This is a genomic window from Umezawaea beigongshangensis, from assembly GCF_016464305.1.
Lineage (GTDB): Bacteria > Actinomycetota > Actinomycetes > Mycobacteriales > Pseudonocardiaceae > Umezawaea_A > Umezawaea_A beigongshangensis.
On record NZ_JAEIOJ010000005.1, the window covers coordinates 378,042 to 398,228 of the forward strand.

The window sequence follows — 20,187 nt, forward strand, 5'->3', positions numbered from 1 at the left end:
GGTCTCGCCGCGGTGGCCCAGGGCGCGCATCTCGTCGGCGAAGGACTGCGCCTGGGTGGTGCCGGTCCTGGCGTCGGTGTTGGTGGCGGTCGCGCACTGGAGCATGACCACGGGGGTGTCGGGGGTGGCGTTCGCCTTGGCCATCAACCCGGTGGCGTCGACGATGCGGGCGATCTGGTCGCCGCGCAGGGGCTTGACGCCGGTGGGGGTGGGCACGTCGATGCCGCGTCCGCCCGCGTGGCCGTCGGTGTAGAAGGGCTTGCCCACCCAGGGTGAGTCGACGTCGGCCCAGTCGCCGGGCGTGCCGCCGCGGTGCGGGACGCCGCCGGAGTACTGGCGGTAGGTGGAGTCCTGCCGGTTCTCCGCCGAGGTCTGCATGAACTCGGCGTCGCCGGTACGCGTGGGGAAGGCGATGCCGACGACGTTGCCGTTCTTGTCGGTCAGCGGCTTGTAGCCGACCTCGATCACCGAGCCGTCGTCGTCCACGAAGGGCACGTGGGACAGGTCGTCGGTGTTCGGCTTCGCGGGCGGCGCGTCCGGGGTGGCCGTGCCGCGCTCGGCGACGTCCACCTCGATGCTCGCCGCCGCGTCCGCGGCCTGCTGCTCGCCGCGCTCGCGCATCCGGGTGAGCTGCTCGGTCGCCGCGTTGCCGGGGATCGGGTGCGTCTCGGCGGCGGCGTTCTCGAAGGTGGTCGTGGTCGGGCTGAGCGTGGACTTCGCCGCCGCGTGCACGTCGATCGGCTGCACCGGCGGGCGTTCCACGTGCCGGGGCGGGGTGCCCAGCACGTACGTGCCCGGCAGGTCGTTGCCCGTCCTCTGGACGAACGGCCCCATCTGACCGGCCGCCCCGGTCACGCCGAACCGCAGGCGCTCCTTCTTCAGGGCGTCGCCGATGTCGTCCAGCACCGCCGGACCGATCTTCGACGCCGTGGCGCTGCCGGGCACGTGCAGCACGATCTCGCCCTTGCGGCCGGCGACCTTGCCGTCGAACACGCCGTTGGCCACCATCGACCAGGCCGCGACGGCGCCGCTGACCCGCACGAGGTCGTGGCCGCGGAACTGCGCCCTGACGTAACCGGGACCGCCGCTGCCCACGACGTAGAGGAGCGTCTCACCCGGCTTGCTCGTCGCGCCGCTCCACGCCGCGGATTCGACCTTGCCGGGCGCGTACCGCTGCTCGTAGCGCAACTGACCGTCGTGCGAGGTGCTGGTCAGGGAGTTCAGCCACTCCTGCGTGGACGTCGCCTGGTTCTGCTCGCTCACCACGTCGACGGCCACGACCTTGCCGTCGGGCGTGGTGTGCGTGGCCAGGTCGATGTCCTGAGGGCGCACCTTCGGCGGGGCGAAGCTGTGCAGGCGCCCGCTGTTGAGCAGGCCGAACTCGCCGCCCCGCTTCAGGGTCGCGCTCGTGTCGCCCATCAGCACCTGCCGCAGGAAGCCCTGCTCGGCGAGACCGGTCCTGATGTCGTCCGCTGGCTGCGACTGCTCGTCCGGCCGCACCGGGCCGGAGCCACCGCGCTTGTCGAAGGTCAGCACGATCAGCGGCACGTCGGTGTCCCGACCGGCCTGACCCCGCACGACCTCGTGCGAACCGGCGATGCGCCCGAAGCCCAGCGGGTTCACCTTCAGGGTGTCGCCGTTGCTCAGCAGCAGCCCGTGCTCGGTGCCCTCCGTCTCGGTGAGCACCAGCGACACCGGCTTGCCGTCCGGCCGCGTCGGCAGGTCCACCGACCTGGCCCTGGACTTGGCGTGGGTGGTCAGGCTCAGGTAGCTGCTGAACGTGCTCTGGCTCGCGCCCTTGCGGAACTTCCAGGTGTCCAGCTTGTGCGAGACGCTCGACGGGAAGTAGGTGGCGCTGCCGTGCTCGCCGAGGTCGATCGGGATGGCGACGACGTTGTTCCACGCCGTCTCCGTCCGCGACGACGGGAACAGGCTCGGCCGCGGGTAGTGCTGGTACTCGGTGTTCCGCGGCAGGCTCGTGCCGCCGGTGCGGACCATCCTGGTGACGGGCGTGATCGCTCCGGCGACGCCCATGTCGAGACCGCGCTGCTTGAGCGAGTTCCACAGGCGGGTGGTGCCGGAGAGGCCGTCGGGGTTCGGGTGGTCGCCGTAGCACGCGGCGACGAGGACCTCGCCCTTCCGGCTCAGTTCCGGGTGGTCGAGGACATCGCGCGCGGCGAGCGTGCTGGCGATGAAGTCGAAGTCGACCGGGAGCTTGTCGTGCCCGCGGTAGCGCACGTCGGCCGAGCCGTCCGGACCGGAGTGGACGACGACCTGAAGCACCGACTCGTCCTGGCGGTCCAGAGCGGCGGCCCAGGGAGCGGCCTTCTTGGACCAGATCGGGTCCGAGTCGCGCTCCTGGCGCGTCTGCGGGGAGTCGTCGGGGCCGGTCCAGTAGTTCCGGCGCTCGTCGTCGCCGGTGTTGCCGATCCAGTCGACGTTCATCTTCTGGTCGTAGGACTTGCTCGGGAACTCGGCCACGACGTACCGCGAGCCGGGGACCGAGTGCACGATCAGGTCGATGTCGCGCGGCGACGGGACCGGGGGGTCCTGCCGGACCAGCGCGCCGCCGTGGGTGAGACCGAACTCGCCGGCCCGGCCCAGGTGGGCGTCGGTGGTGCCCATGAGCATCGCGCGGAGCACGCCGTGCTCGCGCAGCGGACCCTGGAGCTCGCTGATCCGGTCCTGGATCAGGCTCTCCGGGTCGGGACTGGTCCGAGGCGAGTCGTTGATCGTGAGGTGCACGATCGGGTGGGGCGAGTCCCCGACCAGCTTCTGGAAGGTCGAGTTGGCGGCGATGAGCGCGCCGAACCGCTGGCGGACCACGTGCCGGTCGACGCCCGTGGCGCTGCCGAGCTGGTAGACGTCACCGTCGGCGTGCGCGATCAGCAGGAACGGCGTCTTCTCGCCGTCCTTCACGGTCGGGAGCTGCAACCCGTTCGAGGCCTCGTCACCGACCCGGCTCACGTAGGTGCGCACGTTGGCCGAGGTGCTGTTGTGCGCGAAGCCGTACGTGTTCGCCATGTTCAGGTGCGACGGGTACACGTACGCGCCGATGACCGTGCCGCGCTGCGTGGTGATGGGGTGCAGGACGACGCTCTCGGGGTTGATCGGCCCCGTGTCGATCGCCGAGTCCCTGATCAGCGGCACCGAGGGCTCGACGTAGGAGTCCGCGTCGGAGGTGTCGCCGTCCTCGTCGCCGCGGGCCAGGACGTCGGGGTCCGCGGTCGTGGTCACCGGTGTGTCGGCGGCCTGCTTGCCGCCGCGTTCCTGCACGCGGGCCAAGCGGTCGGCTGCCGAGCCGCCGGATTTCCCGTGCGGCTGGCCTTCGACGTTCTCGAAGGTGGTCGCGCTCGTGCTGGACGCGGGCCTCGTCACCGAGTGCGCGTCGATCCGTTGAGCGGGAGAACGCTCCACGTGTCGCGGCGGAACGCCCTCGACGAACGTGCTCGGCACATCTGTGTCGGGCAGTGGCGCGACCCGGCCGATTCGACCGGCGCCACCGTAGACGTCGAATTGCAGGCGCTGCGTCTTCAGCACGTCGCTGATGTCGTCCAGTACCGCTGGACCGGTCGTCGACGCCGCGGCGGCGCCCGGCACGTGCAGGACGACCTTTCCCCTGCGGCCGGCGACTCCGGTGCCGAACACGCCGTTGGTCACCATCGACCACGCGGCCACCGCACCGCTGATCTTGGCGAGGTCGTGACCCCGGAACTGAGCCCTGATGAAACCGGGATCGCCGGTGCCCACGACGTAGACGAGGGTTTCGCCCGGCTTGGTCGCCGCGTCGCCCCACTCGGACGGCCGTTCCAGGGGGCGTGCGTGCTCGGTCGCGTCGCCGGTGAGCTGCGGCTGCTCCAGGCGCCGGTTGTGCGAGTCCGGGACGAGGGAGTTCAACCACTCCTGCGTCCTGAGGGCCTGGTCCTGCTCGCTCACGACGTCGACGGCGACGACCTTGCCGTCGGGCGTGGTGTGCGTGACCAGGTCGATGTCCTGAGGGCGCACCTTCGGTGGCGCGAAGCTGTGCAGGCGCCCGCTGTTGAGCAGGCCGAACTCGCCGCCCCGCTTCAGGGTCGCGCTCGTGTCGCCCATCAGCACCTGCCGCAGGAAGCCCTGCTCGGCGAGACCGGTCCTGATGTCGTCCGCTGGCTGCGACTGCTCGTCCGGCCGCACCGGGCCGGTGCCGGCGTGCTTGTCGAAGGTCATCACGATCAGCGGCACGTCGGTGTCCCGCCCGGCCTGGTTCCGCACGACCTGGTGGGAACCGGCGATGCGTCCGAAGCCCAGCGGGTTCACCTGCGCGGTGTCGCCGTTGTTCAGCAGCAGCTTGTGAGAGGTGCCGTTCGTCTCGGTGAGGATCAGCGACACCGGCTTGCCGTCGGAACGTGTCGGCAGGTTCACCGACGTGGCCGTGGACGTGGCGTCGGTGTGCAGGCTGAGGTAGCTGCTGAACGTGCTTCGAGATGCCCCGCTCTGGAAGTCCCGGGTGTCCAGCCGGGGCGGATCGCTCGACGGGAAGTACGTGGCGGTGCCGTGCTCCCCGAGGTCGATCGGGATGGCGACCACGTTCTTCCACGCTGTCTGCGTCCGGTTCCCGGTCAAGCTCGGTCGTGGGTAGTGCTGGTACTGGTTGTTGTTCGCCAGGCCGGTACCACCGGTCTTGGCCATCCGGGCGACAGCCGTGGGGGCCGCGCTGATGCCCATGTCGTAGCCGCGCAGCTTGATGTCGTTCCACAGGCGGATCGCACCGGACAGGCCGTCTGGGTTCGGGAAGTCGGCGTAGCAGGCGGCGGCGATGATCTCACCCCTGCCGCGCATCTCCGGATGCCGCAGGACGGACCGCTCGGCGAGCGTCCTGGCGATGAAGCCGAAGTCGACCACGATCATGTCGTTGCCGCGGTAGCGCGCGCCGGCTTCGTCGCCCTGGCTCGCGTGGAAGATGATCTTCAGCACCGACTCGTCGCCGCGGTCCAGCGCGTGCGCCCACGGGGCGGCCTTCTTGGACCAGCTCGGGTGCGCGTCCCGCTCCTGCTTCGTCTTCGGCGCGTTGTCGTCGGACACCGCACCGGGGTGGACCCAGTAGTGCTTGAGCTCGTTCGTGCCCGTGTTGCCGATCCACTCCTCGTTCATCGTCCGGTCGTGGGGCTTGCTGGGGAACTCGGCGACGACGTAGCGAGAACCGGGGGTGGAGTGGACGATCAGGTCGAGGTCGTGCGGTGAGGGCGCCGGGGGGTTCTGCCGGACCAGCGTGCCGCCGTGGGTGAGGCTGTACTTGCCCGATCGGCCGAGGTGGGCGTCGGTGGTGCCCATGAGCATGGCGCGGAGCAGGCCGTTCTCGCGCATGGACCGCTGGATCTCGCTGATCCGGCCGTCGACGACGTCGGCCGGGTCGGGCGCGGTGCGGGGGGTGTCGCTGATCGTGAGGTGCACGATCGCGCGGTCGGGATCGGTGCCGGCCAGCCTCCGGAAGACGGAGTTGGCTGCGACGAGGGCGCCGAACCGCTGACGGGTCACCTGCTCGTCGCTGCCGATACCGGTGCTGATCTCGTAGGTGTCACCGCTGGTGTGCCCGATCAACAAGAACGGCGGCTGGGCGCTCGGATCGACGGTGCGCACCTCGGTGCCGGGTGAGTTCTCGTCGCCGGTTCGGCTCGTGTAACTGCGCAGGGTGCGCACCATGGTGCTGGCCGCGAACTCGTCGGTGTCGATCGACTTGGCCGAGGGCGGGTACACGTAGGCGGCGGCCGTCCTGCCGTCCATCGTCTGGAGGACGGCGACCCTGAGGTCTTCCGGGTCGATCTGGTCGGCGGCCGAGGAGTCGCCGGTGTCCTCGTCGCCGCGGGCGAGCACGTCGTCGTCCCCGTCGGCGGGGGCCGGGTCCATCGGGCCGAGCCGGAGGGTGTCGAACCGGTAACCCAGGGCGCGGGAGCGCTCGCGCGCGGCGTCGGGACCGCTGTCGCGCAGGGCGAGGGCGACGACGGCGACGACGTCCTCCCGCTTCGCCGGGTTCCGTCGCGCCGACGTGTCGCTGAAGTCGTGGCGCTGGTCGACCAGCCGGGCCGCCTCGGCCGTCAACCACTCGCGCGAACTGCGGCCGAGCTCGCGGAGCACACCGCGCGCGCGGTCGGCGTGCGCGGCGAGGTCGGCGACGCTCCACCGGCCCAGCGGTGCGGTGTCCCCGGCCGGGCGGGTGAGTTCGACGGCCACGCCGCGGCGGCGGGCGTCGAGGTCCGCGCCCTCGGTGCGGGGTGCGCTGCTGCGCCCGCCGGACTCGCTGCGGATCGTGATGCCGTCCGGGGACGGCAGCGCCGCCGGGTCCACGCCGTTGCGGACGAGGCGGTCGTGCTCGGCGCGGAAGACGTCGCGCAGCACGGCGGTGACGACGTCGGCTCGCTCCTGCCCCGCGCGGGCGGCGTGGGTGCGGGAGTTGCCGTAACCGGTGACCCGGACCTCGGTGGAGGGCTGGTCGGCACGGTGCTGCTGGGCGAGTTCCTCGTACAGGCCGCGGCCGAGGTCGCGCACGGCCTCGGCCTGCGCGCTGGTGAGGCTCCGCGACTCCTCGGTGAACGCGATCGTGGTGCTCGGCGCGGGCGGCAGCGTGGGACGCCGTTCGCCGGCCTCCTCGCGGCGGAGCAGGTCGCGCTCGGCGTCGGTCAGCTCCTGGTCGGAGCGGTGCGTGCCGTCGAAGTCCCCGAAGGAGGGGTCGGCCTGCTCGGCGGGGTGCTGCGGACGGGGCCTCCGCGTCGGCGGGGTGTCCTCGGGCTCGGGCTCCTCGACGATCGTGTCCAGCTCGTCGAAGAAGGGATCGAGGTCGTGCATCTTCTGCACGAGGTCCGCGATGCCGTCGTTCTCGTCGAAGAACGGGTCGATGTCGTGCAGCTTCTGCACGAGCTTCCCGAACTCCGCGCGGGCGCGGGCGTCCGCCGCCGCGCGGTCCGCCGCACCGGAGGTGTCGCCGTCCTCGTCGCCGCGGGCGAGGACGTCGGGGTCCGGGACGATCTGGCCGAGCCGGTGGGTGTCGAACCGGCGGGCCAGGTTCAGCGAGAGGTCCGAGGCCGCCGCGGGGCCGTTGTCGCGCAGCTCCAGGGCGACCACGGCGGTGATGTCGTCCGGGTTCACCTTCGGCACGCCGACGAAGGCGTGGTGCTGGTTGACCAGACCGAGCGCCGACCGCGACAGGTGGTCGCGCGAGGTGCGGCCGAGCCCGGCGAGCACGGTGCGCGCGTGGTCGGCCCTGGTGACGAGGTCGGCGTGGGTCCACAGGTCCGGCGACCCGGTGTCGCCGGTGGGCCGGTAGAGGTCGACGGTGACGAGCCGCTTGACGCTGTTGAGCGGTCCGGGTCCGCTGTGGAACCGGATGCGGGTGGGGTGCGGCAGGCCGTCGCGGGAGACGCCGTTGCTGCTGAGGCGGTCGTACTCCTCGTAGAAGTAGCCCACCAGCGCGTCGACGATCGCGTTGGCGCGTGTCTGGCTGAGGATGTCGTCGGTGTCGCCGGTGTTGCCGAAACCGGTGACCCAGATGTCGGTGGGGGGTTGCCCGGCGCGGTGCTGCTGGACGAGTTCCTCGTACAGGCCGTGACCGAGACCGCGCAGGATCTCGATCTCGTGCTTGTCGACCCCCAGGCCGTTGTTCGAGAACCTGATGGTGGTGCGCGGCGCGGGCGGGAACGTGCGGCCCCGTTCGCCCGTCTCCTCGCGGTAGAGCAGGTCGCGCTCGGCCAGGTCCAGCGCGGTGGCCTCCAGCCCGGCGGGGTCCGACGGCCGAGGGGGTCGGGTGCTCTGCGCGGAGTCGCCGGAGAGGGCGAGGACGTCGGCGAGCCACTGATCGGGGGAGTTCTCGTCCTCGTCCTCGTCGGAACGTGTGTCCGGTGCGGTCTCGTCGACCGTCGTCAGGCCGTCTGCCAGGTCGTCGGCGTCGGCGAAGGCGTACTCGTCGGGGAAGAGTCCGTTCTCCGCGACGTTGTCGCGCAGTTCCTGCTCGGTCAGTCCGGGGATGCTGCGGTAGCGGCCGAAGTTGTCGTGGTAGGCCAGGCTCGGGTCGGCCAGCGCACCGGCGCGCCGGATCTCGTGAACGGTGTGCATGCGGCCGGGCAGCATGTGGCCCATCAGCGCCAGTTGCAGCTTCGCCAGGTCGACGTCCACGCCCCGCCGCTCCTGCAACCGCTGGGCGAACTTCAGCAGCAGGTAGGTCGAACCGGAGGTCCCGCCCTTGACCATGCCGCCGGTGCTGTGGGTGTTGCGCTGGAAGTCAGAGCTGAGGGCCAGGTCGAACTGCTTGTCGATGGAGAGCCAGCGCAGCGCGCCGTTCTCGTCCACGGCGATCGCGCGCTCGGCCTCGCTCAGCGGCGGGCGCACCTCGTCGGGGCGACGGCTGGTGACGAGCAGGCGTGCCGCGTCCTCCACCCGCTGCAACCGCTGCTCGTAGGTGGCGTCCTGGTCCGCGACCTCGGCGTCGTAGTCCTCCTGCGCTTCGGTCGCGCGCAGCTCGCGCTGACCCGGCGTGAGGTTCTGCTCCCGCACCGCGCGCTCGTGCTCGGCCCTGGCCGCCCCGACGATCTCATCGCGCTGCTGCGCGTCCGCGTACCACGTCATCTGCTCGGCGTGGTCGAGCGCGGCGCGCGTCCGCTCGACCAGCTCGGCGTGCTGCTCGTCGGTCATCGCGGCCAGTCGCCGGGCACGCCGCAGTGCCTGCCAGGCGGTGGCGAGGGCTTCGGCGCGCTGGGAGTCGTCCCACACCAGGCGGTTGAGCGCCTTCTCCTGGTTGTCGGAGGCCCTGGTGAACTTGCGGTCGGGTCGTTCAGCGGTGATCTCGGGCGCGGGGTGGACCTTGCCGAGCAGGGAGTCCAGGACGCCGTGGCGCACGATCGAGTAGTACAGCGTCATCCGCTCGCGCGGGGTTCCGCTGGAGACGATGCGCTGCCCCTGGTGGAAGCCGGTGCTGTCCATCGCGCCGACCAGGGAGGGGTTGGTCTCGCCGATCTGTTCGCGCCACGTGTACGGCATGGCGTTCCAGGCGGTTTCGAGCACCTTGGCCAGTTCGGCGTTCGCGCCCTCGTGCTGGGCGAGGTACTGGCCCAGACGCTCTTCGAAGACCTCGGCCCGCTCGAAGAACTCGATCTTGGCCTTGGTCCAGCTCTCGTCGCTGAGCGGGTCGAACGAGTTCTCCTCCAGGGCGTCCAGGACCGAGCGCAGGTCGAACGGGCCGCTGTCCCGGTTGGGGCGTTCGAGGATCTCGTCGCCGTCGGTGCGCTGTTCGGTGGTGGTGTCGGTGGAGGTCGTGGGGGTGGTGGTGCCGTTGGTGCCGGGTCGGGTGCCGAACCGCTGGAAGGTGCCGCCGTCGCGGACGCCGGTCCAGCCGGTGCTCTTGCTGGTGTAGACCTTCGTGGTCGCGGCGTGGGTCTCGCCGCGGTGGCCCAGGGCGCGCATCTCGTCGGCGAAGGACTGGGCCTGGGTGGTGCCGGTCCTGGCGTCGGTGTTGCTGCCGGTCTCGCACTGGAGCATGACGACGGGGGTGTCGGGGGTGGCGTTCGCCTTGGCCATCAACCCGGTGGCGTCGACGATGCGGGCGATCTGGTCGCCGCGCAGGGGCTTGACGCCGTTGGGGGTGGGCACGTCGATGCCGCGGGCGCCGGCGTGGCCGTCGGTGTAGAAGGGCTTGCCGACCCAGGGCGCCTTGACGTCGGTCCAGTCGCCGGGCTTGCCGCCGCGGTCGGGTACCGCGCCGGGGTACTGGCGGTAGGTGCCGTCCTGGTCGTTGGTGGCGCGGTTCTCCGCAGAGGTCTGCATGAACTCGGCGTCGCCGGTACGGGTGGGGAAGGCGATGCCGACGACGTTGCCGTTCTTGTCGGTCAGCGGCTTGTAGCCGACCTCGATCACCGAGCCGTCGTCGTCCACGAAGGGCACGTAGGACAGGTCGTCGGTGTTCGGCTTCGCCGGCGGCGCGTCCGGGGCGGCCGTGCCGCGCTCCCGGACCTCGCTCCCGGTGGTCGTGTCGTCGGTCTGCCGCTGGGTGCCGAAGTGCTGCGCGAGGGCGAGGGCGCGCTCCCGCGCCGCGTCGGGTCCGTGGTCGCGCAGGGCCAGGGCGACCACGCCGGTGATGTCGTACTCGTTCTGCGGCAGCTCCAGCCCCGACGCGCGGCTGAAGTCGTGGTGCTGGTCGACCAGCCGGGTCGCCCGGTCCCACAGGTGGTCGCCCGAACTCCTGCCGAGTCCGCTGAGCACGGAGTACGCGCGTGCGGCGTGCACGACGAGGTCGGCGTTCGTCCACCCGCTCAGCGGCGTGGTGTCGCTGCTGGGACGGGTGAGTTCGACGGCCACGCCGCGGCGGCGGTCCTTGAGGTCGGAGCCCTCGGTGCGGGGTGCGCTGCTGCGCCCGCCGGACTCGCTGCGGATCGTGATGCTGTCCGGGGACGGCAGCGCCGCCGGGTCCACGCCGTTGCGGACGAGGCGGTCGTGCTCGGCGCGGAAGACGTCGCGCAGCGCGGCGGTGACGGTGTCGGCTCGCTCCTGGCCGGTGCGGTCGGCGTGCGTGCGGGAGTTGCCGTAACCGGTGACCCGGACCTCGGTGGAGGGCTGCTCGGCGCGGTACTGCTGGACGAGTTCCTCGTACAGGCCGTGGCCGAGGTCGCGCACGGCCTCGGCCTGCGCGCCCTGGAGGGCTCGCGACTCGTCGGTGAACGTGATCGTGGTGCTCGGCGCGGGCGGCAGCGTGGGACGCCGTTCGCCGGCCTCCTCGCGGCGGAGCAGATCGCGCTCGGCCGCGTCCAGCGCGATGGCGTCGGGGTGCCGCGACCCACCGGTGTCCCGGCCGGCGGGGGCGAGGACCTCGTCCAGCTCGTCGAGCAGGTCGAGGTCGGGGTCGCCTCCGTCCTCCCCGGTTCCCGAGACGCGGTTCGCCGCGCGGTTGGCGTCGGCGAAGGCGATCTCGTCGGGGAAGCGCCCGCCGACCGCGACGTTCTCGCGCAGTTCGCGTTCGGTGAGGCCGGGGATGCGGCGGTACCGGCCGAAGTTGTCGTGGTAGGCCAGGCTCGGGTCGGCGAGCGCACCGGCGCGCCGGATCTCGTGGACGGAGTGCATGCGGCCGGGAATCATGTGGCCCATCAGCGCGAGCTGGAGCATCGGCAGGTCGACCTGCGTGCCCAGCTGGTGCTGCAACTGCTGGGCGACCTTCAGCAGCAGGTAGGCCGAGCCGGAGGTTCCGCCCTTGACCATGCCGCCGGTGTCTTGGCTGGCGAGCTGGAACTCCGAGCTGAGGGCCATGTCGAACTGCTTGTCGATGGCGATCCAGCGCAGCGCGCCGTTCCGGTTCACGGCCACCGCGCGCTCGATGTCGCTCAGCGGCGGGCGCACGTCCTCGGGACGCAGGTCGGTGACGAGCGCCTTCAGCGCCTCGTCCAGCCGCTGCTGCCGCTGCTGCGGCGTCGCGTTCTGGTCGAGCAGCTCGGTGTCGAGGTCCTCCCGCGCCTCGGCCACGCGCAGCTCGCGCTGACCCTGCGTGAGGTTCTGCTCCTGCACCGCGCGCTCGTGCTCGGCCCTGATCCTCTTGACGACCCTGTCGCGCTGGGCCGAGTCCTCGTACCACGTCGCCTGCTCGGCCTGTTCGAGCGCGACGCGCGTCTGCTCGACCAGATCGGCGCGCTGCTGGTCGGTCGTGGCGGCCTGCGCCTCGGCCGTCTGCAGCTTCGCCCTGGCCTTGTCGATGGCGCGGGCGCGCTGGTACTTGTTCGCCGTCAGGCGGTTCACCGCGTCGTTGTACTTGTCGGAGACCCTGCTGAAGTGGCGGTCGGGCCGTTCGGCGTTGATCTCGGGGTGCTGGCGGACCCTGCCCAGCAGGTCGTCCAGGGCGCCGTGACGCACCATCGACCAGTACATCGTCATCCGCTCGCGCGGGGTGCCCTCGGTGACGACCCGCTCGCCGCGGTGGAAGCCGGTCGCGTCCATCGCGCCGACCACACCGGCGGAGGTCTCGCCGATCCAGCCGCGCACGTCGTCCGGGAGGACGTCCCAGGCGGTCTTGACCACCTTGGCCAGTTCGGCGTTCGCGCGCTCGTGCTGGGCGAGGTACTGGCCCAGGCGTGCCTCGAAGATCTCGGCCTGGCGCTGGAACTCGATCTTGGCCCTGGTCCAGCCCTCGTAGCTGAGCGGGTCGACCGGCGTGCCGTCCTCGTCGCCGCGGGCGAGGACGTCGGGGTCGTCCTGCTCGGGGGGAGCGGGGTCGAGTCCGGCCGCGGCGACGGCGTGCTCGTCGGGGAAGCGACCGTCGACGGCGACGTTCTTCCGCAGCTCCTGTTCGGAGAGGGGGGCCAGGGAGCGGTACCGGCCCCAGTCGTCCTGGTACTTCAGGGCGGGATCGGCGAGTTCGGCGCCGCGCATGATCTCGTGGAACCTGTGCATGTGGTTGGGGATCATGTGGCCCAGGAACGCCAGGCGCAGCAGGGGAAGGTCGACCGGAATGCCCCACTTCGCCGCCGCTTCCTGCGCGAACTTCAGAACCCGGTAGGTCGACCCGGAGACGCCGGTCTTGACCAGCCCGCCGGTGCGCTGGGCTTCCCTCTGCAGGTCGGAGTCCAGCCTGATGCTGACCTCCTTGTCCGGTGCGAACCAGGCCAGGTCGCCCTCGGGAGTGAGCGCGTTGCTGCGTTCCAGGTCGCTCAGCGGCGGCCGCACGTCCTCCGGCCGCTGATCCGTCCGCAGCAGCTCCGCCGCTTCCGCGACGAGACGGTGCACCTCGCTGGAGGGGATCGCCTGATGACCGCGGATGCGGTCGTAGAGCCGCTTGGCCTCGGTGTGCAGGCGGTCGGCGCGCTCGGCGGTGGTCTCGGGGTGCAGTCCGGGGACGAAGAAGTGCGACCGCAGCGCCTCGTGGCGCACCAGCGACCACAGCATCGTCATGCGTTCGCGGAAGTTGCCCTTCTCCACCACGTGGTCCTGGATCGCCCGCGTGTCCATGCCCCGGTAGTCCTGGGGGACAGCACCGGCGATGGACGGGGCGAACTCACCGACCTCCTCCTTCTTCCACTCGGGCACCCGCTCCCACGCCGCCTTGAGCAGAGCGGCGAGTTCGGCGTTGACCTTCGGGTGCTCGGCCAGGTAGTCACCCAGCCGGGCTTCGAACTCCTCGGCCCGCTGCGCGTACTCGATCCGGGCGTTGTCCCACGCCGCCGGAGATCCGGGCACGCCGTCGAACCCGGTGTCCACGCTGGTGTCACCGGGGACCTGGCGCCGGAGATCGCTGATCTCCTCGTCCAGCGCGGCGACGAGCTGCTGCTCCGGCGTCGGCCCCGACGGGGCGACGAAGACGTCGTCCAGGACGGGCGGGGGAGTGCCGGCGGGGTCGAGCAGGTGTTCCCGCGCGAGCCGCACGTTCTGGTCCAGGCGCGCGATCTCCTCGTCCGAGGCTCCGTGCTGCTCGGCGTCGTCGCGAGCGCGCGCCGCGTCGTCGAAGATCCGCTGCGCCAGAGCGTCCGCGTCGCCGGGATCCTGGTCGAGGCGCTTGAGGTCGTTCAGCGCCGTGGTGATCTCGGCCATCGCCGTGTTCACGCCATCGGCGTCCCCGTGGTCGTGGGCGTCGTCCAGCGCTGCGCGTGCCTGGTCGAGCCGGTGCTCGGCCTCGGTGCGCGCGTCGTCCCGGATGCGGAGCAACGCGTCGGTCAGCCGCCCCAGCGCCGAGTCGAACGCCGCGGCGTCACCGCTGACCAGAGTGCCCTCCACCTCGCGTCGCGCGACGTTGAGCTGCTTCAGCGCGTTGTACCGCTCGGCCGTCCTGAGATCTGCCACGGCAGCGGCGACCTCGGTGACGGCGGCGTCGTACGCCGCCGCGTCCCCGCTGCGGTAGGCGTCGTCCACCGCGTGACGCGCCCGGTCGAACCGCTGTTCCGGCGTGACCCCGGCAACTGGGCCGTCGTCCTGGCGATCGTCGGCGGAGTCGTCGCCGCCGGGGCCGCTGTCGTTCGGGCTGTCGGCGGCGGGGGGGATGACGTCGTCGCTGGTGAGGTCCTGCTCCTGCCCGGCGACGAGCGCGTCGGTGATCTCGTCGAGGCCGTGGACGCCGCGGAACAGCCGGGTGGAGCGCGGGTCCACGAAGGGCTGGAAACCGTTGTCCAGCAGCAGCTTCGGCAGTACGAGGCCGACGTTGAGCCGCGTGTTGGCGTCGGTGAACAGGTGCGACATGTAGAGCTTGCGCACGGTGCCGCCGATGGCGCGCAGCTTCGCCCGGTCGTCGGCCGCCGCGGCGATCTCGGCCTCGTGGTCGGCGAAGATGTCGTCGGCGACCTTGCGGGCGTCGTCGTGCGAGGAGTGCGTCGTGGTGACGAGCACCTGGTCGCTCGTCGAGGCGATGCCCGTGCTGATGATGCTGATCGGCGGCGCGCCGCCCCTGCGCTTGTTCTCCAGGGCCTCTCCGGCCGTCATCACCAGCGGTCGTCCACCCACGGTCTGGGTGAACACGTCGGGGTGCGGGGCGGTGGCCCGCAACGGGAAGCTCGACGGCTTCGGGTCGCGGGACTTGTCTCCGGGGGCACGGCCGGACCAGGACAGCGACGCCTTGGTCTTCTCGTCCAGGCCGGACGTGACCAGTTCGTGCATCGCCTTGAGCTTGTCGGCGTTCATCGGGCCGGAGAACGGCCCGTCCTGCGTCTCGGGCGAGAGCACCTGCGCGTAGGCGGCGACCATGCTGTCCCGGTAGCCGGGAGTCGGGTCGCGGTCCGCGGAGCCGTTGTCGTAGTAGCTGCCGGGGTCGGCGGGGTTGGCCCTGATCGCCGCGTCCAGCGTCGAGGCGTCGAGGAACAGCTTCCACCACTGGGAGCGGTCCAGCAGGTCGTCCAGGCGCCGCGGTCCCCGGACGTCCCCGTCCCCGCGGGACATGACCTCGGTCTCGGTCTGCGGCAGGTCGTACCACTCGTCCGGCAGGTCCAGGGCCTCGAACGACTCCGAATGCTGGAGGTTGCCGTCCGCCAGGTAGTCGGCCACCTGGTCCAGGTTGTCCCCGGTGTAGGTGAAGGGCGCCATCTGCGAGGCGCCGCTGTCCGGGCCGAGATCGCTGCGGGTGAAGGTGACCGTCACCTCGGAGTCCGCTTGCCGGACGTCGACGGTGAGGGTCGCGGTGGAACCCGGCCGGGAGATGACGGAGCGGCTGCCGTCGGTCGTGGTCGTGGTGGTGACCGTGGCGTCACCGAGGTCGTGGGGGTACGCGCGGCGCAGGCTGTCCTGCGTGAAGAAGTCACCGAACAGGGTCGTCGCGTCGCCCGCGCTCAGCTCGGAACCCGTGTCCCGAACGGCCTGTTCGGCCTGCTCGGGAGAGAGTTCGTGCGCGTCGACCGAGATGATGGTGAAGCCGCCCTCGTTCCGCCGCCCGGTCTCGCGGAGTTCCGTCGGGGCCAGCGTCACCTCGGACTGCTCGGGGTTGATCTCAGGCGCGTTGCCCGGGGCGCCGCGGGTGTCCAGCGGGTAGGACAGGGCGAGGCTGCGGTGGTCGGCGGGGACCGTGATCTCGAAGACCACGTAGTTCTCCGGGCCGCCCCGGTTCGTGCTCCAGGAGTCCTTGAACGACGCGTCGTGCGAGGCCGACGAGGGCAGCCGGTCGACGAACGTGCTCGCCCGGCGCTCCTGCTGGCTCATCTGGACGGCGCGGTAGACGGTGCTGGGTTCGCCGCGGCCGTTCGGCGGCAGCAGCGGGGTGGCGTGCCGGTAGAAGTCGTGGACGTGGCCGACGAGGTTGTCCAGCGCCTCGCCGCGCGGCAGCACACGGCCACCGGCGCCGCGCTTGCCGGTGAAGAGGCCGTCCCTGACGTGGCTCATGAACGTCCGCAGGGCGGGGTCGCGGTCCGCCGCGCTGAGGTGGCGGTCCGCGAGCGCGTGGTTGCCCGAGGAGCGTGGCGGGCGGACGAGGACGTCGTCGCCGTCGGTGCGCTGCTCGGGCGTGCTGTCGGTGGAGGGCCTGGTCGTGCCGTTGCCGTTCGTGTCACCGGGCCGGGTGCCGAACTGCTGGAAGGTGCCGCCGTCGCGCAGGCCGGTCCAGCCGGTGCTCTTGCTGGTGTAGACCTTCGTGGTCGCGGCGTGGGTCTCGCCGCGGTGGCCCAGGGCGCGCATCTCGTCGGCGAAGGACTGCGCTTGGGTGGTGGTGCTGTTCTTGGTGTCGGTGTTGCTGCCGGTCTCGCACTGGAGCATGACGACCGGGGTGTCGGGGGTCGCGCCCGCCTTGGCCATGAGGCCGGTGGCGTCGACGATGCGGGCGATCTGGTCGCCGCGCAGGGGCTTGACGCCGTTGGGGGTGGGCACGTCGATGCCGCGTCCGCCCGCGTGGCCGTCGGTGTAGAAGGGCTTGCCCACCCAGGGGGAGTCGACGTCGGCCCAGTCACCGGGCTTGCCGCCGCGGTCGGGTACCGCGCCGGGGTACTGGCGGTAGGTGCCGTCCTGGTCGTTGGTGGCGCGGTTCTCCGCCGAGGTCTGCATGAACTCGGCGTCGCCCTGGCGGGTGGGGAAGGCGATGCCGACGACGTTGCCGTTCTTGTCGGCCAGGGCCTTGTAGCCGACCTCGATCACCGAGCCGTCGTCGTCCACGAAGGGCACGTAGGACAGGTCGTCGGTGTTCGGCTTCGCCGGCGGCGCGTCCGGGGTGGCCGTGCCGCGCTCGGCGACGTCCGGAGCGTCGTCGGTACCCGGACGGCGCTGGAGGTCGCGGTCGATCTCGGCTTCCCGCTGTGCGGCGATGCGCGCGCGGTTCTCCTCGATCGCCTGGTCGCTGGCGAACATCTTCGTCAGCGCGTCGATCTTCGCCTGGTAGTCCGGCTTGTACGCGAAGTGCGAGCCGTCGTCCGTGCGGGCGATCTCACCGTTGGGCGCGAACTCGAAGCTCCGGTTGAAGACGTTCGGGCCGGTGAAGGTCCGGCCGTCGGCTTCGAAGCTGCTGTCCTTGGTGTAGGAGCTGAAGTCGGCCTGGTAGTACTGGTGGAACTCGTCGAAGAACTTCTTGATGTTCTCCGGGCTGACGGTCCCGCGCTGGTCGGGCGAGTCGCCGATCTTGTGCGCCAGGTCGTCGATGAACGCGAACGCGGTGTCGGCGTCGTGCCTGCCACGCAGGTAGAACCCGATCGGGTCGGAGTCGACCATGGCGCGGACGGCCTCGAACTCGCGCGGGCTGGACCACAGGTACTTGTAGCGGTCCATCATCTGCGCGCCGAGCTTGTGCTCGGGTTCGCGGTCGTGCTGGCCCTTGCCGTCGCCGAACTGGTTCTTGGAGTTCACCTTCTCGATGTCGTGGAACAGGATCGCCTTCGACAGGGCGTCCCTGGACACGAACCGCGAATCGGGATCGTCGTTCTCGGTCAGCTTCTGGAACTGCCCGAGCACCATCTGGGCGTGCTCGTCGAACGTGTACGGCGCCTTGCCGACGGTCTCGTTCGGCTGCCGGAAGCGGGTCTCGACGGTCCGGTTGGCGTCCGTGGCGATCTCGCGGAACTTCGGCTCCAGCTCGGGGAACTTCTCCGTCAGGTCGCGGATCAGCTCCGACGGGTGCGCCGGGTCGTCCCGCTCGATCTTCGACCGCAGCTCGTCGCCGACTGCGCGCTGCTCCTCGAAGCGCTGCCGCGCGTTCTCCTTGAGCGCGGCGTAGTCGTTGGCGTACAGCTCCTGGTCGCGGGTCCGCATGTCGAAGTCGACGGGGATGCGCAGGCTGTCCGCGTACACGACCGCGCCGATCCTCGCCTGGTTCGCGAGGTCGTGCAGCTTGCCCACGAACGTCTTCACGGCGTCCGGGTCGACCGGTGTGAAGTCGACGCTCGCCAGGTTCTGCTCGGCGCTCGTCCTGGTCGCGGCCGACACCTCAGCGGCCAGTTGCCGCCGGAACTCCGGGTCGACGAGCGTGAGCGCGTCGTGCGACGACAACGCCCGGTCGAGGTTCCGCTCCAGCTCGACCAGTTCCGCGATGGCCAGGTCCCGCGCCTCGGTGGCCGTCGTCCGGTAGAAGTCGTGCTGGGTGAACTGCTTCACGGCCTCGTCGGAGACCGACTCCAGGACGTGCGTCAGGGCGGCGTTCTTGATCTCGTCCTTGCCGAGCTCCAGCTCGGAGAACGGCATCGCGTCGAGGTCGGCCACCAGCCTCTGCTCGAACCTGGCCGTGATCTCCGCGACCTCGCCCTCCGACATGAGCCGCTTCTTCTTGGCTCCGGGCTCGGGGACCGGGTAGTTCTTGAAGTCCTCCAGCTGCTGGTTCATCACCTCGGTGAGGCTCTGGCGCAGCGAGTTCCCGATCTTCTGCCTGCTGTCCTCGGTCAGCACGCTCAGCGCGGGCCGGTCCAGCGTGTACGCGACCTGCTCCTCGATCAGCGTCCGCACGTCGAGCAGGTCGGCCAGGTCGGTGCTGCCGTCGACCTGCCGCTCCCCGTTGGCGACCTCCCGCAGCATGCGGGCGTTGACGATCTTGCTCTTCTTGATCGACCTGGCGAGGTTCTTGGCGACCTGCTGGGCGAGCTTCGGAGTGCGGAAGGCGATCGCGTCCTTCGCCCCCTCCACGTGCACCCGCGGGACGTCGGTGTGCCCGGAGAGCCGACTGTCCAGGGCGTCGTTCAACGCGACGGCCGCCGGGTTCACCAGGGCTTCCGAGATGTTCGCGATCGAGGTCTTGCCCGGCCCCTCGGTGTTGAGGAACTGGTTCAGCCGCGCCTCGCGGGCCGCGAGCGACATGTCCTGCTTGCCGCCGGAGGACCGCTCCTCGCCGGGCATGCTCTCGACGTCCCGCTCCAGGCGGGCGTCGGGCCTGCGGGTCGCCGGGTCCTGCGCGAGCTGCTCGTAGGTGACGATGTGCTCGGACAGCCGGTCGGCGATGTCCTGGAGCTCCGCCGGGTCGTTGCGGAAGTTCGTCGGGCTCCAGGTGTCCGTCTTGCCGTCGTGGGACCAGAGGAACCAGGGGTCGAGATCGCGACCGGCGATCGAGCTGTCGAAGTCGCGGGACAGGCCCAGCGACTCGTACAGGTCGCCGATGGGGCTCTGCCGCCCGGCCTGGTCCGCGTCGAAGTAGCCGTCGGTCTTGGCGAACGTCGTGAGCGAGCCCGGCTTGGCGCTCGCCGCCAGGTCGTCGCGGTGCTGGAGGCCGATGCCGAACTGGTTCGCGTCGACCCGGTGGTCGACGTTGACCGTGTCCACCCACCTGGTGCGGTCCGGGGAGCGTTCGAGCTTGGTCTCCGAGGTGATCTTCATGTACTGGTCGTAGGGGACCAGGTACGAGCGCAGCACCGGCTGGTTGTGCGCGCCGCTCTCGTGCAGCGGGTGGTCGCGGCGGACGGGGTTGTTGCGCTCGGTGTGGTCGTACTTGGCCAGCCACTGCGCCGCGCGGATCGGTCGTCCACCACCGGTCCACAGCATCGCGGTGTCGGCGCCGGGGGCGATCGTGAGCTCACCGGTCTCGGGGTCCTGCTGGATGTCCTTGAACTTGGACACCCCGAGCCCCGGCTTGCTCGGGTGCGGTTTGACGCTCTCCGGCTGGACGATGGCGGTGTAGAGGCGGACGTAGTGCTTGCCCGCGATCGTCTCGACCTCGAAGTCGCTGCGGTTGACCATGTCCCTGGTGCCGTCCGGCCGCACCTCGACCGACGGTCCGGGGAAGGACAGGCCGGGGCGTGCGTAGTGCGTGGAGACCGTGGTGGCCAGGAGTGAGGGTTTGCCGTCGACGTCGGCGGTGACGAGGTGGACGTCCTTGCCGGTCGGGTGGCCGTAGGGTCCGGCCCAGGTTCCGTCCGCCCGCATGACGTGCACCTGGGCGTCGGCGGCGCGTGCGATGTCCTCGGGCTTTCCGCCGTTCGCCGCGATGTCGGCGAGTTCGGCGGCCAGCGCGTCCTGCTTGGTCTTGGCGTCGGTGCGGGCCTGTTCGGGTCCGGTCTCGGGGTGCAGCGTGGCCGCGAGGGCGTGGGCGAAGGCGGACTTCTGGTCGCCGCCGGGGACGTGCACGGCGTCGAGGCCGTGCAGGTCCAGTTCGCGTCGTTGTTGCGGCACGAACTCGCTGCGGTCGGCCACGGTGCCCGGCGGCTGTGAGGTCAGCTCGGTCGTGGGCGGATCGTCGAGGTCCGAGTCCGAGTCGGAGTCCGCTGCGCCGTCGTGAGGCTCCTGGACGAGCGCCTCGTCGTGGTAGGTGGCGACGACCTGGGTTCGTTCTTCGGTGGTGGTGGCGTTGTTGTAGGCCTCGTGGAAGTAGGGCCG

The 20,187-nt window shown here is 71.0% G+C and carries 1 protein-coding gene (cut by a window edge); it reads right to left on the minus strand.

From position 1 onward, the window contains the following. Positions 1 to 20,004, minus strand: the 5' end (the start) of a protein-coding gene (locus IMZ35_RS16135; RefSeq protein ID WP_229372028.1) for a hypothetical protein. 20,181 nt of this gene lie to the left of the window's left edge; only the first 20,004 of its 40,185 coding nucleotides appear in the window; the start codon lies at positions 20,002 to 20,004; its stop codon lies off the left edge, out of view. Positions 20,005 to 20,187 lie beyond the last annotated feature (183 nt).